The 2,791-nt window shown below is 59.9% G+C and carries 2 protein-coding genes and 1 pseudogene; 2 read left to right on the top strand and 1 reads right to left on the bottom strand.

Translation table 11 applies throughout. The features are described 5' to 3' along the window. Window positions 1–126: 126 nt before the first annotated feature. Window positions 127–489, bottom strand: a pseudogene (locus AAAC48_RS23135) (ribose ABC transporter permease); the annotation flags it as partial. Between the two features lie 86 nt (window positions 490–575). On the opposite strand from AAAC48_RS23135, the gene AAAC48_RS23130 reads away from it, so the two are divergent. After that, window positions 576–1,565, top strand: coding sequence for an AraC family transcriptional regulator (locus tag AAAC48_RS23130; RefSeq protein WP_340656443.1), 990 nt, complete (start codon window positions 576–578; stop codon window positions 1,563–1,565). Between the two features lie 59 nt (window positions 1,566–1,624). Further along, window positions 1,625–2,791 (top strand): MFS transporter (locus AAAC48_RS23125; protein ID WP_340656442.1); only part of this gene is annotated, 1,167 nt, incomplete at its 3' end.

Here is a 2,791-nt window from a genome sequence, read left to right as displayed (position 1 = left end):
GACAACTCTCCCAAGAGTCGCAAGACACTCCGCTGCACGAGATCACTTCTTGTTTTGCGCTACGCTCGTTATTCTCTCGGCTGCTGGACCACTGGGATTATCTGGCAATGATAATCCTTATCCAATCTAAATTCGGACCGCCTTGCTACGAATGTCGAGCCAGACGGCAAATAACGAGACCCTTGACAATGAGCTGGTAGAAATATGGCACCGACAGCATGTTCATGCCGTTGTTGATAACGCCAATGATCAGCGCACCGAGAATGGCGCCGACCATTGGTACCGACGCCGCCAGCAAGCGAAGTTCCACCGAGCACGACCGCAGCGATGGCGTCGAGCTCTTAGCCCATGCCGGAGTTGGTCTGTGTGGAGGAGAGGCGTAAGGAGAGAAGGATGCTGCTAATGGCAGCCGTCACGCCTGAAAATCATGAAAACGACGAACTTGATGCGGTCAACGCGGATGCCGGAAAAGACAGCCGCCTCGCGATGCCTTCGTGCTGAAAGTGGCGGAAAGGCGATCGTATTGAACAACGTCTCCACTTGCCTGCCGGACGCTCGGCATCTATATTAGCCAAATGCTTGACCATTCGTCCCGACCGTCTTCGCCGCCACATATCCCAATGGATGCGCTAAGCGAAGTCCTACAAGACTTTCGCTTGAGTGGCGTCAACTATGGCCGCTGCGAGCTCCGACATCCATGGAGCATCGCCTTTCCGCAACAACCGCTGCTTCGTTTTCACTTTGTCAGCCAGGGTCCATGCTGGATCCATACCGAAGCGCAAGGCTGGCAGGAGTTGCACGATGGCGATCTGGTGCTGCTGCCGCAAGGCATCGCCCATCGGCTGGCCAGCGCGCCGGATGTTGTGGGCGATTCGCTCAAAGGTTGCCAGGTGACCAAGTTGGGGAGCAACGTTTGCGAATTTGTGCGGGAAGGAACGGGTGCGACCAGCACCCTTTTCTGCGGCTCCATGGCCTTGGGCGCCTGTGCGCTTAACCCCTTGGTCACTTTGATGCCGCCAATTATCAAGGGCTGCGATGTGGCCGGCAATGACCCGATCGTTGGTCCCTTGCTAGTGGCTATGACGGCGGAGGCCGCACAACCGCAGATGGGCAGCGCCACCATCTTATCACGAATGGCGGACCTGCTCACAGCGCGGCTCATCCGCTGCTGGGTCAATTGCACCGGAGCCCCGACCACCGGTTGGCTCGCCGCCATCCGCGACCCCCATATCGGCCGCGCCCTGGCAGCCATGCACCGAGACCCCGGCCATAACTGGACACTCGAAAGCCTCGCCGGCCTAGCAGGCCAATCGCGCTCGATTTTCGCCGAGCGCTTCAGCGCTGTTTTAGGGGAAGGCGCGGCACGCTATCTCGCCCGTCTGCGTATGCAGCTTGCCCGCGAGTTGTTGGGGCAAAGCGGCATGTCGGTTGCTGAGGTCGCTACCCGTTTGGGCTATGAATCCGAGGCATCCTTCGCTCGCGCGTTCAAGCGCATCACCAATGTCTCGCCGGGCGTTGTGCGTCGCACAATTTCCGGACGAATAGACATGGATTTCGGATTTTAGGACACATATCATCCGAAAAGACTCGTCTATGAAGATCTCTAAACCTTGGAGATACTTCAATGACGGACACAACATTACAGCTTGATGGCGCGGTGATAGACCTTGATGCAGCTGCGCCAGCCGAATGGAGCGCGGCCACCTGGTTCGCGGTCCTTTCAATGGCGGCCGCCAGCTTTGCGCTGGTGTCAGCCGAGTTTCTGCCGGCAGGCCTGTTGACGCCAATGGCGCGCGATCTCGGTATCAGCGAGGGAACGGCCGGACAGGTCGTCACCGCCACCGCTTCCGTCGGCGCCGTGACGGCCTTGTTGAGCAATGTTCTCATCGGCCGATTGAACCGCAAGACGGTGCTGGTTGGTCTCAGTGCCTTGGCGATCGGCTCCAATATTCTTGCGGCGTTAGCGACCGATTTCTGGCTATTATTGTTAGGTCGGGCCGGGTTGGGCATCGCCCTCAGCGCTTTCTGGGCGCTTTCAGTTGCCGTCTTAGCGAGGCTGGTTGGCGCCAATGCGACAGGTCGGGGCATGGCTATCGTCACCCTCGGCGTCTCGCTCGCCACCATTGCCGCACCATCGATGGGTGCATTGATCAGCGACTGGTTGGGCTGGCGCAGCGCCATGGCCGTGACAGCGGGGCTGGCCGCGCTTGCCATGCTGCTGCAGTTGCTCAGCCTGCCGACCCTGCCTGCAAGCACAAGCAACAGTCTTGCCGATGTCTTTCGGCTGACACGGCGGCGTGGCATTCAACTGGGCATGCTTGCTATCCTTTTGCTGATGACGGGGCATTTTGCTGGCTCGGTCTATGTGCGCCCCTTCCTCGAACAGGTTACGCTCCTTGCAACCGGGCCGATTGCCCTGGCGCTGCTCGGGTTTGGCATCGCCGCTGTGATCGGTAATATTGCCGGTGGCCGCATGGCCGACGCCAATATCCGCATGGCCCTCGCGGCCACCGCCGCGTTAATGGCGTTTGCGGCGCTCGCTTTGGTACTTTGGGGCGTGCACATCGGCGTTGCCTTCGGCTTCGCTATGCTTTGGGGCTTCGCCTTCGGCATGGCGCCCGTGGTGCTGCCGACCAATCTGTCCCGCGCGGCGCCTGACGCGCTTGAGGCAGCGGGCAGCTTAATGGTCGCCTCTTTCCAGGTCGCTATCACTATCGGCGCGGTTGTCGGCGGCTATGTCGTGGACAACTATGGCGCTACGGGGCCCTTGACCCTTACCGCCGTCCTAGCC

The organism is Phyllobacterium sp. (genome assembly GCF_037994405.1).
In the GTDB taxonomy this organism is placed as follows: domain Bacteria; phylum Pseudomonadota; class Alphaproteobacteria; order Rhizobiales; family Rhizobiaceae; genus Phyllobacterium.
This window is presented reverse-complemented; position numbering and strand designations above follow the sequence as displayed.

Excerpts from the sequence above, each read along its gene's own strand:
- AAAC48_RS23130 (WP_340656443.1), top strand. The coding sequence starts at position 576 with ATGCTTGACCATTCGTCCCGACCGTCTTCGCCGCCACATATCCCAATG.